Source organism: Nonomuraea aurantiaca (genome assembly GCF_020215705.1).
Lineage (GTDB): Bacteria > Actinomycetota > Actinomycetes > Streptosporangiales > Streptosporangiaceae > Nonomuraea > Nonomuraea aurantiaca.
In genome coordinates this window covers 102976-119856 of the sequence record NZ_JAIWNB010000025.1, presented here as the reverse complement: position 1 = coordinate 119856, position 16881 = coordinate 102976, and the positions used below count along the sequence as shown (strand labels likewise).

At 68.7% G+C, this 16881-nt stretch carries 15 protein-coding genes; 9 read left to right on the top strand and 6 right to left on the bottom strand.

What is annotated here, in order from left to right; translation table 11 throughout:
* Positions 1 to 167: 167 nt before the first annotated feature.
* The 5 genes from LDL49_RS42395 to LDL49_RS42375 are packed head-to-tail and all read left to right on the top strand — an operon-like array spanning position 168 to position 4418.
* Positions 168 to 1028 (top strand): 3-hydroxyacyl-CoA dehydrogenase family protein, encoded by an 861-nt coding sequence (locus tag LDL49_RS42395; protein WP_225300460.1) that lies wholly within the window; start codon positions 168 to 170, stop codon positions 1026 to 1028.
* Positions 1029 to 1030: 2 nt separating this feature from the next.
* Entirely contained in the window at positions 1031 to 1285 is a 255-nt protein-coding gene (locus tag LDL49_RS42390) for an acyl carrier protein (RefSeq protein WP_225300458.1), read from the top strand.
* Between the two features lie 32 nt (positions 1286 to 1317).
* Positions 1318 to 2430: an acyl-CoA dehydrogenase family protein gene (locus LDL49_RS42385; RefSeq protein WP_225300456.1), complete on the top strand. Its 1113-nt coding sequence runs from the start codon at positions 1318 to 1320 to the stop codon at positions 2428 to 2430.
* Positions 2427 to 3500 carry an HAD-IIIC family phosphatase gene (locus tag LDL49_RS42380; protein ID WP_225300454.1) on the top strand — a complete coding sequence of 358 codons (1074 nt, stop codon included), beginning with the start codon at positions 2427 to 2429 and terminating at the stop codon, positions 3498 to 3500. Before LDL49_RS42385 ends, LDL49_RS42380 begins: the two co-directional genes overlap by 4 nt.
* Positions 3501 to 3530: 30 nt before the next feature.
* The gene (locus LDL49_RS42375) at positions 3531 to 4418 is read left to right on the top strand and encodes an LLM class flavin-dependent oxidoreductase (protein WP_263656197.1); all 888 of its coding nucleotides are present in this window, start codon (positions 3531 to 3533) and stop codon (positions 4416 to 4418) included.
* Between the two features lies 1 nt (position 4419).
* On the opposite strand, the gene LDL49_RS42370 is transcribed toward LDL49_RS42375, so the two are convergent.
* Positions 4420 to 5124, bottom strand: a complete 705-nt coding sequence (locus LDL49_RS42370; RefSeq protein WP_225300450.1) for a response regulator transcription factor — start codon at positions 5122 to 5124, stop codon at positions 4420 to 4422.
* 301 nt (positions 5125 to 5425) lie between these two features.
* Between LDL49_RS42370 and LDL49_RS42365 the strand changes: the two genes are divergently transcribed.
* Positions 5426 to 8290, top strand: coding sequence for an AfsR/SARP family transcriptional regulator (locus LDL49_RS42365; RefSeq protein ID WP_225300448.1), 2865 nt, complete (start codon positions 5426 to 5428; stop codon positions 8288 to 8290).
* Here the strand turns inward: LDL49_RS42365 and LDL49_RS42360 are convergent.
* Both LDL49_RS42360 and LDL49_RS42355 read right to left on the bottom strand, forming a co-directional pair.
* Positions 8277 to 8504: a hypothetical protein gene (locus tag LDL49_RS42360; RefSeq protein WP_225300446.1), complete on the bottom strand. Its 228-nt coding sequence runs from the start codon at positions 8502 to 8504 to the stop codon at positions 8277 to 8279. The two genes, LDL49_RS42365 and LDL49_RS42360, sit on opposite strands and share 14 nt — an antisense overlap.
* Before the next feature lie 204 nt (positions 8505 to 8708).
* Positions 8709 to 10706, bottom strand: a complete 1998-nt coding sequence (locus tag LDL49_RS42355) for a GxGYxYP domain-containing protein (RefSeq protein WP_225300444.1) — start codon at positions 10704 to 10706, stop codon at positions 8709 to 8711.
* A 136-nt stretch (positions 10707 to 10842) separates the two neighbouring features.
* Here LDL49_RS42355 and LDL49_RS42350 point away from each other — a divergent pair, with 136 nt between their 5' ends.
* Complete coding sequence (locus LDL49_RS42350; RefSeq protein ID WP_225300442.1) at positions 10843 to 11619, top strand: SDR family oxidoreductase; 777 nt, start codon at positions 10843 to 10845, stop codon at positions 11617 to 11619.
* A gap of 81 nt (positions 11620 to 11700) precedes the next feature.
* Positions 11701 to 12369 (top strand): expansin EXLX1 family cellulose-binding protein, encoded by a 669-nt coding sequence (locus tag LDL49_RS42345; protein WP_225300441.1) that lies wholly within the window; start codon positions 11701 to 11703, stop codon positions 12367 to 12369.
* 25 nt (positions 12370 to 12394) lie between these two features.
* Here LDL49_RS42345 and LDL49_RS42340 read toward each other — a convergent pair whose 3' ends face one another.
* The gene (locus LDL49_RS42340) at positions 12395 to 13351 is read right to left on the bottom strand and encodes an LLM class F420-dependent oxidoreductase (RefSeq protein WP_225300439.1); all 957 of its coding nucleotides are present in this window, start codon (positions 13349 to 13351) and stop codon (positions 12395 to 12397) included.
* A complete protein-coding gene (locus LDL49_RS42335; protein ID WP_225300437.1) occupies positions 13348 to 14787 on the bottom strand; it encodes a carotenoid oxygenase family protein in 1440 nt (479 codons plus the stop codon). Before LDL49_RS42335 ends, LDL49_RS42340 begins: the two co-directional genes overlap by 4 nt.
* 101 nt (positions 14788 to 14888) lie before the next feature.
* On the opposite strand from LDL49_RS42335, the gene LDL49_RS42330 reads away from it, so the two are divergent.
* Positions 14889 to 16454, top strand: a complete 1566-nt coding sequence (locus LDL49_RS42330) for a class I adenylate-forming enzyme family protein (RefSeq protein WP_225300434.1) — start codon at positions 14889 to 14891, stop codon at positions 16452 to 16454.
* A gap of 63 nt (positions 16455 to 16517) precedes the next feature.
* On the opposite strand, the gene LDL49_RS42325 is transcribed toward LDL49_RS42330, so the two are convergent.
* A complete protein-coding gene (locus LDL49_RS42325; RefSeq protein WP_225300432.1) occupies positions 16518 to 16874 on the bottom strand; it encodes a hypothetical protein in 357 nt (118 codons plus the stop codon).
* Positions 16875 to 16881: the final 7 nt, after the last annotated feature.

Sequence of the window (16881 nt, the reverse complement as noted above, 5' to 3'; positions counted from 1 at the left end):
CCCACGCTCGGGCAATGGTGTCCCGCGGCGTCTCGGGCGGTCCAGCCGATACGCGCTGTCAGCATGCTGCCAACCGTGAACTGCCAGCAGCGCAGGCCGTTTTCGCCCGTTGACACGAGCGTGCGCGCCGACCAAGAATTCCTCGACATCAGCAGGATGGAGGGGCCATGGCTTTGATGGGCGTTGTCGGCATGGGTGTCATGGGCGTCGGTGTGGCACAGAATCTGGCGCAGGCGGGGCACCGGGTCGTGGTCATGGATCGAAGCGCCGACACTCTGGAGAAAGGCCGCGGTCTGCTCGCCCGGAATTTCCGGATGAGCCAAATGTTCGGCGGCCCCCGGCTCGACGTCTCCGCCATGATGAATGCCATCACCCTGACCGCCGACCTGGGCGAGCTGGCCACGGCGGAAATCGTGGTGGAGAACATCACCGAGAATTTCGAGCTCAAGCGCGACGTCTACCGGCGGCTCGACGAGATCTGTGCGCCGGACACTCTTTTCGTGGCGAACACCTCGGCGATTCCGATCACGAAGCTGGCGAGTGTCACGCGACGGCCGGCCCAGATGGCCGGTGTGCACTTCATGAACCCGGTGCCGCTGAAGTCGGTGGTCGAGCTCATCCCCGGCTACCACACCTCGCCGGAGACCCTCGATCGCGTCCGGACACTGCTGAAGGAGATGGGCAAGCAGCCCATTCAGGTGAAGGACGCGTGCGGGTTCGTCTCCAATCGCGTCCTGATGCTGACCGTCAACGAGGCCGCCTATCTCGTGTACGAGGGCACCGCCACGGCCGATCAGGTCGACGAGGTCTTCCGCGGCTGCTTCGGCCATCCGATGGGACCGCTCGAGACCGCCGACCTCATCGGTGTCGACACCATCCTGTACAGCATCCAGACGTTGTACGAGAACTTCGCGGACAGCAAATACCGTCCCTGCCCGCTGCTGGCCCAGATGACGGACGCCGGACTGCACGGACGCAAGTCGGGACGGGGCTTCTACACCTACAACCGGTTGACAGCGGAGGCTTGACCATGGGCGACTACACCGCCGAGACCATCAACGACTTCATACACGGACGCTTCCCGGACGCCGCGTTCACCAACGACGACGACATCTTCTCGCTCGGGTTCATCAACTCGCTGTTCGCGATGGAGCTGGTGATGTACATCGAGCAGAAGTTCAGCGTGACCATTCCCAACGACGAGCTCAAGTTCGACAACTTCCGCACCGTGAACTGCATGGCGGAGCTGGTTCACCGGCAGGCGTTGCCCGCCGTAGGGCAATGACGGCTTCGACGCCCCCTCGCACGCTCGACCAGGTGCGAGATCGCGCGTCGGCGCGGCGCTTCGTGCGGGACCACATCGCGGCGACCGCGGACGAGTACGACCGCCTGGGCCGGGTTCCCGAGCCGCTGCTCGACGCGATCGGGGCGGCCGGTCTGTGGGCGCCGTTCCTGCCCGTCGATGTCGGCGGCGACGGTGTCTCCTACACCGCTCTCGGCGCCATCCACGAGGAGATCGGGCGCGGCTGCTCCTCGGTGCGCAGCCTGCTCACCGTCCACACGATGGTCGCGTTCGCGGTCGATCGCTGGGGCACGGAGGATCAGCGCCGGCAATGGCTGCCGTCGCTGGCGTCGGGCCGGATTCCCGCCTCGTTGTGCGTCTCCGAGCCTGAGGTCGGCAGCGATGCCACCCGGATGACCACCAGCGCGCGGCGGGCCGGCGGTGGCTGGGTCCTGAACGGCACGAAGACCTGGATCACCGGAGGCCGGCGCGCGGGGTTGTTCCTGGTCTTCGCCCGCAACGGCCCCGGGGTCACCGCGTTCCTCGTCCCCCGCGAGACGCCCGGAGTCGAGATCACCCCGATCGACGACATGCTGGGGACACGGGCGAGCATGCTCGCGACGGTCACCCTGCGCGACGTCCTGGTAGGGACCGACGCGCTGCTCGGCCCGGAGAGCTTCGCGGCGGGCATGGTCCTCACCGGCACGCTCGACCTGGGGCGTTTCAGCGTGGCCGCGGGCTCGGTCGGCATCACGCAGGCCTGCCTGGACGCCTGTGCGGGCTACACCTCGCAGCGCCGGATACGCGATGTGCCGCTGCGTGAGCTGCAGCTCATCCGCGCGAAGATCACCGACATGGTCACGGACGTCACCGCGGCCCGGCTTCTGTACGAGCGAGCCGGCCGGCTCAAGGACGCCGGCGACGCACAGACGATCATGGCGACCTGGATCGCGAAGTACTTCGCGTCCACCGCCGCCGCCCGGCACGCGTCGGCGGCGGTGCAGATCCATGGCGCGAACGGGGTCAGCGCTCGCCATCCGGTGGCGCGCTATTTCCGCGACGCGAAGGTCATGGAGATCATCGAGGGCAGCTCCGAGATCCAGCAGATCACCATCGCCGATGCCGCCTACCAGAAAGCGATGCCATGACGGTTGACAGCGACGCCGCACGCCGGGGCCGGATCAAGTGTGTGGTGTGGGACCTCGACGACACCCTGTGGGACGGCGTACTGCTGGAGGACGGGAACGTCTCGCTCCGGGACGACCTGGTCCAGCTGATCCACGAGCTTGACCGCCGAGGCGTACTCCACTCCGTGGCCAGCAAGAACGACGAGCGGACCGTACTCGCCAAGCTGGGTGAGCTGGGGCTGGAAGAGATGTTCGTCTATCCCCAGATCGGCTGGAGCGCCAAGTCCACCTCGATCGCGAGCATCGCGAAGAGCCTGAACATCGCCACGGGCGCGCTCGCCTTCATCGACGACCAGGAGTTCGAACGGGCCGAGGTGGCGCACGTTCATCCCGGCGTCCTGTGCCTGGCACCGGCGGAGGTGATGGCCGCGGCCGCCACCCCGGAGTTCACGCCGCGCTTCGTCACCGTGGAATCTCGGCACCGGCGGGAGATGTTCCGCGGCCAGATCGCGCGGGAGGAGTCCGAGCGGACCTTCCACGGGACTCCCGAGGATTTCCTGGCCCATCTGGGCATGCGGTTCGTGATCCGCCGCGCCACCCGGGACGATCTCCAGCGGGCGGAGGAACTCACTGTCCGGACCAACCAGCTGAACTCGACCGGCCGCACCTACTCCTACGAGGAGCTCGACGAACTGCGCGGCAGCGCCGACCATCTGCTGCTGGTCGCCGACCTCAAAGACATGTTCGGTGATTACGGAACCATCGGGCTCGCCCTGGTCGAACGCGGCCCGCGGCACTGGCATCTGCGCCTGCTGCTCATGTCCTGCCGAACGATGTCCCGCGGGGTGGGAACGATCCTGCTCAATCACGTGATGAGCGAGGCACGCGCGGCGGGTGCGCGGCTACGCGCGGATTTCGTGGAGACCGGCCGCAATCGCGTCATGCAGATCACCTACGCCTTCGCGGGCTTCACCGAAGTCGGCCGCGACGGCGCGAACGTGGTCCTCGAATCCGATCTCGAACATGTCCAGCAACCCGCGCCCTACGTCGATGTCATCGTCGACGGTACGCCCGAGCAGACGAGGATGTGAGGCCACATGACCTCTGCCCAGCGCCCACTGATGATCTCTCCGAGGTTCCTCGACCCCACGGAGCTGACAACGCGCGTCCAGCTCGCCGAGCGGCTGGGCGTGGACCAGCTCTGGCTCGAGCAGCAACCCGATCAGCGGGACGCGACCCTCATGGCCGCGACCTATCTGAACGCGGCGCCGGCCATGACCGTGGGCACGGCGGTGCTGCCGATCTATGCCCGGCACCCGGTCTCCATGGCCCAGTCGGCGGCGACGCTGGCCGAGCTCTCGCGGGGGCGGTTCATCCTCGGTCTGGGCTACAGCCACCAGTTCATCAACGAGTACGTCCTCGGCTACAAGCAGGGGCCGCCGATCGCCGTGATGCGGGAATACCTGTCCATCGTCCGGGATCTGACGAATGCCGGCGCGGCCAGCGTGGAGGGACGCTACTTCACAGCGCGTTCCCAGTACGCCGACCCGTACCAGCCGGTTCCGATCTACCTGGCCGCCTTGCGTCCCCAGATGATCCGCCTCGCGGTCGAGTTCGGTCAGGGCATCGTGATCTGGCTGTGCTCGGCCCGCTATGTGCGCGAGCAGGTCATGCCGGTGGTCCGCGAAGCGTGCACGGCTTTGGGCAAGCGCGAGGAGGACTTCACCGTGCTGACCATTCTCCCCGCCTACACCGGCGACGACCTGGTGGAGCAGACCAACCGGTGGGAGAAGACGACCGCCTCGTACCGCATGCTGCCTTACTACCGGCATGTGCTGGACGCCTACGGCAAGCCGGAGCCCGGGGAACTGTCGCTGATCGGGACACGGGAGCAGGTCCAGGAGCGGCTGGCCGAATTCCGTGACGCGGGGTGCGTTCCCGCTCCTTCGCCCATGCCCGGCACGGAGCAGGAATTCATCCAGACGGTCGAGGCCGCGTACCAGCCTTAGGTCAGGATCGTCCCCCCACGACCAGCCCCCGGCCCATGTGGTCGGAAGGGGTGTCCTGGCCGTGGTCGAGACCGGAGGGCACGTCCTCGCGGAGAATGAGCCCGAGCGCGTAGGCCGCCAGTGTCAGCTGGGCCTTGTTCCCAACATCGAGTTTGCGGCGGATTCGCTGAACATAGGTGTCGACCGTGGCCTTGGACAGGTCCAGCTGCCTGGCTATCTCTTTGTGGGTCATGCCGTGAGCCAGTGCCTTGAGCACTTCGAGCTCACGGGAGGTGAGTCCTTGGACGTCGGTCTGAAGCGGCGTCACGGTTGGTCCGCCGGGGAGTGCGGTCGTCGCCACCGGAAGGCCCTGTGACATGTAGAGCCCTCCTTTGGCCACGCTGTCGACCGCATCGCGCAACGCCTTCGCCGGTGACGACCAGTCGATGAGGCCACGCACGCCGAGTTCGATCAGGAGAATCAGCTCGGCATTGTCCAGCGTCGGGCAGAAGGCGAGAACGCGTTGCGTTCTGCAGAGCCATTCAATCTTTTCCAGCGGATGATTCATCTGTAAATGGAGGGGATTGACGATGACCACGCCAGGGGAGCCGCTCTCCGTCGCGGCCGCCAACTCCTCGAACGTCGGGAAGATGTCGAAGCCGGCCGGGCCGATCAGCTTCGCCGCGACCGCTACCGCGCCTTGCATGGCAATAGTGCCGTCGGTCAATGCGAATACGCTTACCAATTCAGCCGGCGCTCGGGCAGTAATATGCATCGCACCCCTTGTCGTGTCGGCGTAGCTCGGCCTGAGATTACCTCAGCACGGTTTTGATTCGCTTTCGCCGGTATATAAACGCTGCCGCGCGCACTCCGGCGGGCGGCTGGGGCGATACCGGGGAGCGGCCGGACCCGGCTCTGGCTGGGCACCTCCGAGGCCGAGGGGATCGTTCTTGGCTAGGATCGCCGAAAATGGGCGGTATTGTGCGATCTGCAATCTTGCCCAGGAATGATCCTCGGCGGAGGAGATCATGCGTTTCAGGATTCTCGGACCGCTGGAGGCCGAACGGGGCGGGGAGCAGCTTCACCTCGGAGGCGGCCTCCAACGCGTCGCCATGGCGATCATGCTGCTCGACGCCAACCGGGTCGTGCCCGTCACAAGGATGATCGAGGCCGTATGGGGTGAGGCGCCCCCAGAAACCGCCCGCAACCAGATCCAGATCCGGATCTCCCACCTGCGCCGGCTGCTCGGCGACACCGCCCAGCCGCACAACCTCCTCATCACCATGCCTCCCGGCTACCTGCTGAGAGTCGGACGGGGACAGCTCGACCTCATCGACTTCGACGAGCTGACCGAGCAGGCGCAACTGGAGAAGCCCGCCCAGGCGGCCAGGACCCTGCGCTCGGCGCTGGCCCTCTGGCGTGGGCCCGTGCTGTCCAACGTCAGCAGCGACCTGATCCAGACGATCGCGCACGGCGTACAGGAACGCCGTCTGCTCGCCCACGAGCAGTGCATCGACCTCGAGCTCAAAGAGGGCCGCCATCAGCAGCTGGTCGCCGAGCTGCGCGGCCTCGTCCAGGACAATCCCCTGCGCGAGCAGTTGCACGGCCTCCTCATGCTCGCGCTCTATCGTTCGGGACGACAGGCCGAGGCACTCGACGTCTTCCACGCCTATCGCGTGATGCTGCAGGACACGCTCGGCCTGGTGCCCGGGGACGAGCTGCGCCGGCTTGAACTGGCCATACTCAACCAGGACGCGGAGCTCGACAGCGGGCCCGCGGTGGTGCGCCAGACGCCGGTCCCGAGGCAGCTCCCGCCGATGATCTCGCGGCTGTCCGGACGCGACGCCGAGACGCGCCGGATCAGCTCGCTCCTCGACGCGAACGGCGCGGGCACCGGGTTACCCATCGCCGCCATCGTCGGCAGGGCGGGCGTGGGCAAGACCGAGCTGGCGCTCCAGACGGCGCACCGGCTGTCTCCCGGCTATCCGGACGGGCAGCTCTACATCGACCTGCGCGGCGGTGAACTGCAACCGACCGACGTGCTGAGCCAGTTCCTCCGCGCTCTGGGGGTCTCGTCGATACCCCGGTTGCTGGAGGAGCGAGGCGCCCTGTTCCGCTCCACCGTGGCCGGCAGCCGCATGCTCCTGCTGCTGGACAACGCGGGCTCCTTCGAGCAGATCTGGCACCTGCTCCCCGGCGGTGCGCCCTGCGCCGTCCTGATCACCGGTCGTCACCACCTGACCGGGTTGCCGGAGCACCGGGTGGTCCGCCTCGACGTTCTCGACGGAGAAGGCGCCGTCGAACTGCTCACCCACGACATCGGCGCTCATCGCGCCGCTCTTGAGCCCGCCTCGGTCAGGACGCTGGCCGAGCAGTGCGGCGGGTTGCCGCTCGCGTTGCGCATCGCCGGCGCGCGGCTCGCCGTACGCCCGCAGTGGAGCGTCCAGACGCTGGTGGACATGCTCAGCGACTCCCGCACCATGCTGGACGTTCTCAGCCATGGTGATCTGGAGGTACGGGCCAGCCTCGACGTCAGCTATCGAGGGCTGTCGAGCAAGGCCCAGACGTTGTTCCGGCGGCTCGGGCTGCTCGACAGCCCGCAGAGCACCCACTGGCTCGGCGAGGCGCTGCTCGGCGACAACGCCGCCGAGGGCGCGTTCGACGAGCTGGTCGACGCCTCACTGCTGGTCCGCAGGGGCCGGCGGTACATCATGCACGACCTGGTACGTGCGTACGCGGGCGAAAGCGCCCTGGCCAGCGACAGCCAGGAGCAGCGCCAGGCCGCGGTGGAGCGTGCCTGCAAGCGCTTCCTCTTCCTGGCCGACCGGGCACACCAGCGTTACTACGGCGGGCATTTCACCCTGCTGCGCGGCAAGAACACCGGCGACTCCCGGGACGACGCCCTGGCCGACGCGCTGTTCGGGAACGATCCGCTCGGCTGGTTGGACGAGGAGCGCACGACGCTCCTGGCGACCGTACGGCAGGCGGCGGCGCACAACCTCGACGAGCTGTGCTGGAACATCGCGATGACCGCCATCACCCTCTTCGAGATCCACGGCTACTACGACGAGTGGCGCGACGTCTCCGAGATCGCCCTCGAGTCCTGCCGGAGCGCCGCCAACACGCGCGGCGAGGGGGCGATGCTGTACTCACTGAGCACGCTGGCCAACTTCCAGCAGCGGTACGGCGAGGCGCAACCCCTGCTGATCCAGGCGATCGACATCTTCGAGCAGATCGGCGAGGTGCACGGCATGGCTCTGGCGCTGCGCAACCTGGCCCTCTCGGAGCGGGTCAGGGGCGAGCTCGACGCGGCGCTCGACCGGTACCGGCAGGCGCTCCCGCTGCTCGAAGCCGTGGGAGACAGGGCCGCCGAAGGCCATGTCCTGGTGAGCATCGCGGCCATCCATCTCGAAGAGGACCGCCTGGATGAGGCGGAGCCGCTGCTCGACCGCGCCCTGGTGATCTTCAGAGGCGACGCGGTCCAACGCGGCGAGGCCCAGGCGCTGAACCGCATCGCCGAGCTCTCCTTGCTGCGCGGCGACGCCCAGCGCGCGCTGGAGGCGTTCGAAGGGGCCCTGGCCATCGTCCGCAGTGTCCGCGACCGGATCGGTGAGACGTACGTCCTGCACGGGACAGGCGAGGCACAAGCGGCCCTCGGCCGACCCGAACAGGCCGAACGCGCTTTGTCCCGTGCCCTGGACATGGCACAGGAACTGGGAGAACGTCACATCGAGGGACGAACGAGGCTGTCGCTCGGCCTGCTGCTCAGCCGGCAAGGGGATCCCCGCGGGCTGAGCCATCTGCGGCAGGCGCACGCGTTGTTCGCCGACATGGGGGCGGAACGCTGGCGGGCCAAGGCGGCGGAGGCCCTCGCCATCGTCAGCCCCGGTTGAGCGGCATCCCCGTCCCCATCCCCATCCCCGTCCCCGTCGTCGGTGTGGGACTCGGTGTCGGATTGACCCTGACCACATCGGTCCAGGACATGTCACAGATGCCGTTCTCGTAAACCCCTATGCAATCCGGGTCCATGTCGTCCGCCTGCGCCGCGGCGATGGAGCCCGACACGATCGCCACCGCGATGCCCAGGCTGATCAAGATCTTCCGCACGTTGTCTGTCCCTTCAGTCGCGGGGCGACTCTAGTGAAGGCGGCTTTAGTTCCGCTTTCGATCGCCGCCGGAGGGTCCCTGACCCGCTGCCCACACCGTCAGAGTTCGGGCGGGTCCGCCGATGCGGCGCCAAGTGCCCGTGTCGCGGGACCAGCGGAGGACGCCGGCTCAGGCGGATCAGGCGGATCAGGCGGATCAGGCGGATCAGTGGTCATCGTTCAGCAGTTTGAAGAAGGTGTCGCCGCGGACGATCTCAAAGGGGTCGGTGAGCAGGGTGCCGAGCTCGGCGACGTCGGCCGGTGTCCAGTTCCAGGCGTTGATCGCGCCGGCGATGAACAGCGGTGATCTCCCGTCCCAGCCCTCGATGTGCTTCAGCAGCGAGTCGCGATATTCCTGGGCCTTTCCCTGCGGGGAGAAGTTGCCGATCAGCGGGATGCCGGCCGGGCGGGTCTGGAGGTCGCCGCTTTCCCAGGATTGGATGATGCCGCGTACCGGGGTGTTCTTTCGGTACGAGCCGGCAACACGCTCGTCGAACGCCACCCAGCCGGTGTTCTCCGGGTTGCGATAGTTGTAGGCGTAGACCAGGTCCATGCCAGTGCGGCGCAGGAAGCGGCCGCTGAGTTCGGTGTAGGCGTCCAGGTCCTTCGCGGGCCAGGAGCCCGGATAGGTGTAGCCGGCGCCTGAGGGGCCCGAGATCAGCAGGTCGTCGGCGGTGGCCGTGCGCTGGTAGTACGCCAGGAGCGCGGGGCCGATGTCGGCCAGCAGGGGGCTGACGGTCCAGTTCACCGGCACGGCGCCGCGTTTCGGGTCGTCCCAGAGTTCGCGCATTCTGCGCTGGCAGTACTGGATGTTGTCGCCCTCGCCGAAAGTGAGCGTGAGGTAGACGCGGTTGCGTAATGTGGCCGCCGGTCTTGGTCGTACGCGATTGGCGACCTTCGCGGCGACGCCCGCGTGCACGGTGGCGTTCATGTAGTAGTCGGCGGGGACCACTTCGACGGCGTGCTGCGAGGCGCGGTCCACGCCGCCCCATTCACCCGCCACGTCATTGGAGAACCAGCCCGCATAAGGGGTGGTGGGCTGCACCTTGCTGAGAATCTCGTCGAGTAACTTGCCGGTCTCCCCCGAGGGTGGCAGCCAGAACACCATCGCGCGCATCGCCGTCGCGTAGTCGCGGAAATACGGGAAGGGCTCCACCCGGGTGGGCGCGGTGGTGGTGGCGGTGACCAGGTATTGGTTCCACAGGTCTACCTCGATCAGGAGTTGCCGGGTTCCGGCCGGCGCGGTGAATCGGTAGATGAAGTAGCCGCCGCCGTCGGAGAAACGGTTGGCGTCCCCGCCGATGGCGGAATTGAGGCCGTCGAACAGGTACGGGGTCTCGGCCTCCGTACCCGGGACGAAGGACGCGATCTCCTTGCCGTCGGCCTTCACCTTCACCGAGCCGACCGAGGCGCCCCAGCCGTCGTCGCCGAGGGAATCCTGGAACCGCAGATACACGCCTTCCTGGCCGGAGAGCTCCTGGCTCAGGTCGAAGGTGCGGACCGCCCTGTTGGAGGCGTCACGGATCCGCTCGCTCTCGCGGGCGATCTCGCGCCACTGAACGCCGTCCACGCGGGCCGTCCTGGTCGGCGGGAGGCCGGTGAGCAGCGCGTGCGTGCAGCGGGGGAAGAGGTGGTCGAGCTGCCACCGGTAGGTCCCCAGAACGTCGTCGGCTGTGAAACGGCCACGCAGGTCGGTGATGATTCTGAGGCCGTACCGGCTCGCCTGTTCGGCGGTGGCCGCGACGGCGTTCTCCAGCCCGGCCAGCGTGGTGGCGACGTTCACGGAGTCGGGCACCGCGGGGTCGTGCACGATCGCTCCGCGTACCTCGTTCTTGTAGCGGGTGACGAGGTCGAGCGGCCGGTCATGGCGCGTGACGGCGGCGCCGGTGCTGGACAGCCAGCGCAGATCGTAACCGGAGCTGTCGTAGTTGAAGTAGAGGCGCGGCTGCCGCCGGTTGACGATTCCCTGGAGGGTGGTCAGCAGCAGCTGGTCGTTTCCATGAAGCGTGCTGACGTCGGCGACATCGAGCCGGGTGGGACGGCCGAAGTTCGGCAGAAGGGGGGCTCGAGTCGTGGCGGCGGCCGGGCCGGGGAGCGTGATTCCGAGCCCGCCGGCCGCCAGGACCACGCCATTCGCCCACAGGAAGGTACGTCGTGACACCATCAGCGATCGCTACTCCTTGCTGGAGGGACCGGGACTGACATCGTTGTCATCTCGCAGCGAACCTAACCGGCTGACGAATTGTTGTCCATGGTGTAAATCCGACGGTTAGCGAGCAAACGCTTGGTAGAGTCGACGCGTGCTGCTGGAGGGCAAGGTCGCGGTCGTCACTGGGGCGGGTCCCGGGCTGGGCCGGACGCTGGCGGGGCTGTTGAGCGAGGAGGGCGCCAGGGTCGTCGTGGCCGCCCGTACCGCGGCGACCGTGGCGAAGACGGCCGACGAGGTGCCGGGCGCGCTGGCCGTACCCGCCGACGTGACCCGGATCGACGACGTACGGCGGCTGGCCGACACCGTGATCGACCGGTTCGGTCGAGTGGATGTGCTGGTCAACGCCGCCTTCCCCGGCTCCCACCGCAGGAACGTACTCGACATGTCCATTGACGACCTGGAGACCTGGCGCGGGGCCGTCGAGACCGGCGGTTACGGCACGCTGCTGGCCTGCAGGTTCATCGCGCCGCACATGGTGGGCCAGGGCTCCGGCTCGATCGTCAACATCACCTCCATGTCGTCCCGTACGGGCTACGCGGGGCGCAGCGACTACGCCGCGGGCAAGGCCGCCGCGCACCTGTTGTCACACTGCCTCGCCGACGAGCTCGGGCCGCATGGCGTACGGGTGAACTGCGTCGCGCCCGGCTGGATCGCCAGCGAGGTGCTCGATGAGTGGATGCGCACCCGGGCGGCGGCGGAAGGCGTCACGGTCGAGGAGATCCGCGCGCTCGACGTCTCGGCGATGGCGCTGCGCCGCATCGCCACGGAGGAGGACGTGGCCCGCGCCGTCATCTACCTCGCCTCCGACCACGCCAAGGCCATCACGGGCGCGACCATCGACGTCAACGGCGGCCAGCTGTTCACCTGACCCGACATATGGCGCTTTACCGTACTGAGATCCACTCTTTTCGCTACTGTCACATCCGTCCCTTACGAGAGGAACCCCCGGATGCGACGCATACCCGCCGTTCTCGCCACCGCGCTCGCCGCGACCTCGCTCCTCTCCGCCCCCGCCCTGGCACAACCTGCCCGGAGCGGGCAGGCGACCTTATACGAGCTCCAATCAGGAGGCGGCAACTGCTCGTATCCGGCGCCTCCCGCCGGCAACCTTTATGTCGCGCTCTCCCCCGGCGAGTACGCCGCCGCCGCTGCCTGTGGCGGCTACCTGGACGTCACCGGCCCGAAGGGGACCGTCCGGGTCAAGGTCGTCGACCAGTGCCCGGAGTGCAAGGCGGGGCACATCGACCTGAGCCGTACGGCCTTCGCCCGCGTCGCGGACCCCGGCAAGGGCCTGGTGGGCGTCACCTACCGCCCGGTCGCCGACCCGCGAGTCGGCCGGCCGCTCTCCTTCCGCGTCAAGGAGGGGTCGTCGCAGTGGTGGCTGGCTCTGCTGGTCATCGACCACGGCAACCCGCTCACCTCGGTCGAGGTGAAGTCCACCGGCGGGGCCTGGCGCAAGCTGGCCCGCGCCGACTTCAACTACTGGATCGCCGAGTCCGGCGCGGGCCAGGGCCCCTTCTCCGTACGGGTCACCGACACCCGCGGCCACCGGGTCACGGCCAACCGCATCCGCCTGTCCCCCGGCACCATCCAGCGCAGCACCACAAGGATGTACTGACCCGCGAACCTCCTTGCCCTGACCCTCAATAGGCGGTGACCAGGGCCTTGAGCGTGGCCGTGCCGCCGGGGTCGCGGTCCGTGCTCACCGGCACCAGCGCGACCTCCTCCACCCCGGCCGCCGCATAAGCGGCCAGCCGTGCACCGATCGCATCCACGTCGCCGAGCAGCGAGACCGAGGCGACCAGCTCGTCAGGCACCGCGGCGAACAACTCCCGAGGATGAGGCCGGGTACGGGCGAAGGCGACGACGTCGGCGAAGCCCGCCTCGGCGAACATCTCGCCGTACCCGGGAGCGGGCAGGTACCCGACCACAGCCCGCCGGATGCGATTGATGGCCTCACGGTCGGGGTCCACGGCGGCGGTGACCCAGGCGACCACCGACGTGGCCGGATTGACGGCGCGCAACTGGGCGATCAGCCGCCCGGCCGAGGCAGGCGTGATCAGGTTGAGCACCATGCGGTCGGCCAGGGCGGCGGTCCGGACGGCTGACGGCCCGAAGGCCGCGACCGACAGCCGCGAGCGCGGCGCGGGCAGCCGGAGGCGGTAGCCGCTGCTCGCCACGCACGTGCCCGCGAAGTCGGAGCGCTCGCCGGCCAGCAGCGGCCGAAGGGCCTCGACGGCCTCCCGCAGCGCGGTCGCGGAGCGGGCGCGCGAACGCCCGTGCCAGCCCTCCACGACGAGCGGGCTGGAAGTGCCCACCGCGACGTCCACCTGCCGCCCGGTCAGCGCGGCGACCGAGGCCGTCCCCATGGCGATCATCATCGGATCGCGTACGGACACCGCCAGCGGGCCGATGGTGAGACCGATCCGCGTGGTGGCCAGCCCGACGGCCGTGGCCAGGGCGAAGGCGTCATATGTCGCCATCTCGCCGATCCAGAGCGACGGATAGCCCAGCTCGTCAGCGGCGCGGGCCGTCAGCAAAGCCTCTTCCGCGGCCCGATCCTGCCACAGCCCGAGGGAGACCGTCAGCGAAGGATTCACGCCAGCTGCTCAGCCCGTACCCAGGTGGCGTGGAAGCCGAGCGGGACCCGCTGCGGCAGCAGCACGCGGGCGATCGGGCCCTCCGAGAGCCGGGCGGCGTGCAGGATCTGCACCTCGGTGCGGCCCTCCCGCTCGTCGGTGACGAAGCTGACCAGGTAGCCGTCGTCCTCGCCGGTCGAACCGTCGCGGGGGGCGAAGGGGGCCTCGCTGCCGTACCGGCCGGGGCCGTAGGAGTAGGTCTCCTTGGCGCCGGTGACGTTGTCGTAGCGGACCAGGCCGTCGAAGAGGTTGGTCTCGGCGTCGGCCACGGTGACGTTGTAGGCGTACCGCGTGGGGTGGCCGGTGGCGCGCGTGTCGATCGAGGGGAACTCGGTGTTGTGGTCGGGGTCCACGTACCCCTCCGAGGTGCGGCCGGTCCGCAGGTCGAAGCGGTAGCGGTACATCCGCGCGTCGAGCTTCAGATAGGAGATCATCCGCGCCAGCGGCGAGCCGTTCGTGGACGGCGTCGGGCGCGTGACCCGGCAGACGTCCAGGATGATCTCGTCGCCCTCTTCCCAGGCGTTGACGACGTGGTAGATGTAGCACGGCTTCGCCTCGAACCAGCGGATCTCGTCCGCCCGGCCGCGCCTCGGGAGCACGCCGAAGCGGGCGGGCAGCTCCCGGTCGAAGGTCAGCTTGTAGCGGCCCTGCCGGGCGGCGTCGAGGTCCTGGTAGAGCGGCAGGTCCATGAGGATCGCGTGGTCCCGCGTGATCGCCATGTCGTGCGGCAGCCGGGCCCCCGGCAGGTCCAGCTCCACGCAGTGCTCGACGCTGCCGCCGGGTCCGACCACGCCGTAGCGCAGGTACGGCGGGCGCGGCCCATAGTCGAACCAGAACAGTTCTCCGGTGCGCTCGTCCACCTTGGGATGCGCCATGAAGTCACCGTTGAGCGTGTCGAGGAAGGTGTCGACGCCGAGCGTCTCCAGCGAGAGCGGATCCAGACTGTACGGCGCGCCGCACAGATACCACGAGGCCAGCACCCTGCCCCGGTGGAAGATCACATCGGTGTTGGCCGTGTCCTTGAAGGGCAGGCCGCGCGCGTTGCCGAATGGGTTGCCCTTCGGGTTCTCCATCACGCCGGTCCAGAGCGAGCGGCCGGCGGCGGACTCGGCCTCGAAGGCCCTCGTACGCACCCAGCGGTTGCGGTAGCGGGCCCGGCCGTTCTCGAAGTGCACGGCGTGCACCATGCCGTCGCCGTCGAACCAGTGGTAGCGGCCCGTCACCGGAAAGCGGGCGTTGGGACCGTTGCGGAGATAGACGCCGTTGAGGTCCGTAGGGATCCGGCCGATCACCGTGAGCTCGTCCGCGGTGACCTCGTCCTGGACCGGGGCGTAGACGCCCAGCAGGTACGGGTTCGACTCGCCCGATTCATCCGTCATCACGGCAATGTCGGCCATGCCTGGAAGCTACGATTGGCGAAGTCAGGCGTCAATATCCCGGCGTTGACGGCCTCATTTCTGCTTTCTAGTGTTGCGGCCATCACGCCACGGGAGTCGCGATGACGCATTCCGCCGACCGGATCGCCCGCTACACCGCCAACGGCTGGTGGACCGGTGACACGATTGACCAGCTCCTCAGGACGCAGGTGGCGGCCCGGCCCGACAAGACGGCCATCGTGGACCCGCCCAACAAAGCGCTCGACGGTCCGGTGAAACGGCTGACCTGGGGACAGCTCGGCGCGGAGGTGGACCGGGTGGCCGGCGTGCTGCGCGCCCGGGGGGTCGGTCCCGGCGACGTGGTGGCCGTGCAGCTGCCCAACGGCGTCGAGCTGGCGGTGAGCTTCCTCGCGACGGTCCGGCTCGGCGCGACCGTCACGCCGTTCCCGGTGCAGTACCGCGCGTACGAGCTGGCTCAGCTGCTGCCCCTGTCCGGCGCCGGGCTGCTGGTCACCGGCCGGGAGTCCAGAGCGCCGGCGGGCACCCCGACGCTGTCGTGGCCGGGCGACCTGGAGGGCGTGACCGGCGCCGAGGCACCGGGGCGGGCGGCCGACCCCGCCGAGCTGGTGACGATCTGCTGGACCTCCGGCACCGAAGCCACGCCCAAAGGCGTGCCGAGGTGCCACTACGACTGGCTCGCGGTCGAGGCCATCTGTACGGCCGCGCCCGCGCTCACCGGCCAGGACGTGATCCTGAACCCCTTCCCGATGGTGAACATGGCCGGCATCGGCGGCGTCTTCCTGCCGTGGCTGCGGGTCGGTGCCGTGCTCGTCCAGCACCACCCCTTCGACCTGCCCACCTACCTCGCCCAGATCGCGGCCGAGCGGGTCACCTACACCCTGGCCCCGCCCGCGCTGCTCACCCTGCTGCTGCGCGAGAAGGCGATCCTGGCCAGGGCCGACATCTCCTCGCTCACCCGGATCGGCTCGGGCTCCGCCCCGTTGCCGCCGCCGATGGTGCGCGGCTGGCAGGAGGAGCACGGCATCGCGATCATCAACTTCTTCGGCTCGAACGAGGGCATCGCCCTGCTGTCGGACCCCGCCCACATGCCCGACCCGGAGGTCCGCGCCCGCTTCTTCCCGCGCCCGGGAGCGCCGGGGGCGCCGGAGCTGCTCGACCGCGTGCGTACCAAGCTGGTCGCGCCGGACGGGAAGGAGATCACCGAACCGGGAGTCCCCGGCGAGCTGTACCTGAGTGGTCCCACGGTCTTCGCGGGCTACCTGCCGGGCACGGCCTCGGTGGACCCGTTCGACGAGGACGGCTACCTCAGGACCGGAGACCTCTTCGAGATCGCCGGCGACCGGGGTCAATACCTGCGCTACGTCGACCGCGCCAAGGACATCATCATCCGCGGCGGCATGAACATCGCCCCCGCCGAGCTGGAAGCCCTGCTCGCCGGACACCCCTCGGTCGCCGAGGCGGCGGTCGCCGGCTACCCCGACGACGTGCTCGGCGAGAAGGTCTGCGCGGTCGTGGTGCCCAAGGGAGAGATCGACCTCCAGTCGGTCGTCGCCTTCCTCAGGGACCAGGGCATCGCCTCCTACAAGCTCCCGGAGCGACTGGAGATCGTGGAGGCGCTGCCGAGGAACCCCGTCGGCAAGATCCTCAAGAGGGAGCTGCGGCTGTGACCCGCGTCCTGGGCGACGGCGACCGCCGGGCCGCTCCGCTTCCATCACCCGCAGGGGGGCTGGTCATGTGCGGGTGATGAGGCTCTCCACCAGGTCGACGGTGCTGCGGGGGTCGTCGACCTGGATGACCAGACGGGCGTAGCGTTCGTCGGCCAGCTCGATGACGACCGCTTTGGCCGGGTCGCGGACGTCCCAGAAGACGCGTTCGCCGTCGATGTGGAAGGTGCCCGCGGTGATCACTCCGGGGAGGTGCGAGCCGGGTGCGCGGATGCCCTTGGGGGTTCTGATCATGCCGGGGTCGGCGGTGGCGCCGCGGATGTTGGCCAGCGGGATCGTCAGGCGGCTCTTCAGCGCCCAGAGTTTGTCCAGTCCTTCGATCTCCACGACGAGCGTGTCGCCGTCGGCGTGCAGGTGTGCCATGTCGTAC